Source organism: Collinsella sp. LCP21S3_C7, from assembly GCF_052118485.1.
Taxonomy (GTDB): Bacteria; Actinomycetota; Coriobacteriia; order Coriobacteriales; family Coriobacteriaceae; genus Collinsella.
In genome coordinates this window covers 1-577 of the sequence record NZ_JBQKHC010000064.1, presented here as the reverse complement: position 1 = coordinate 577, position 577 = coordinate 1, and the positions used below count along the sequence as shown (strand labels likewise).

Genomic DNA, 577 nt, shown 5'->3' with positions numbered 1-577 from the left:
ACAAGCGCGAGCAGCGCCGCTGCCCCGTATGCGGCAGGGCCTGCGACTTCTACGACATGGCGAACCGCGGGGCCCCCAGGCTGTGGAGGGCGATGGACCTGGCGCGCTCGGCCTGCTACCTGGAGTACGCGCCCTGCAGGGTGCGCTGCCCGGAGCACGGCGTGCGCACCGAGGCCGTCCCCTGGGCGCGGCACGGGGCGCGCTTCACGCGCGACTTCGAGGACTGGGTGGCGTGGCTGGCGGTCCGCTGCACCGCCTCGGCGGTCTCCGAGCTCGCCCGCGTCGAGTGGCACAGCGTGGGCGGCGTGTGCAGGCGCGTCTACGCCGAGCTGGAGGCCGCGCGCGGCGCCTCGAGGTTCGACGGCGTGCGCCGCATCGGCATCGACGAGACGTCGTACAAGAAGGGCCACAAGTACGTCACGGTGGTCGTCGACCACGACCGCGGCTGCCTCATCTGGGCGCACGAGGGCACCGGCAAGGACGTGCTCAACCTGTTCCTCGACGAGCTCACGCGCGAGCAGAGGCGCGCCATAGAGGTGGTGACCGCCGACGGCGCGAGGTGGATAAGGCAGCTGGT

The 577-nt window shown here is 72.3% G+C and carries 1 protein-coding gene; it reads left to right on the top strand.

Features of this window, described 5'->3' with window-relative positions; genetic code table 11:
• Window positions 1-92: 92 nt before the first annotated feature.
• Window positions 93-577 (top strand): helix-turn-helix domain-containing protein (locus ACTQ1E_RS08885; protein ID WP_441565903.1); only part of this gene is annotated, 485 nt, incomplete at its 3' end.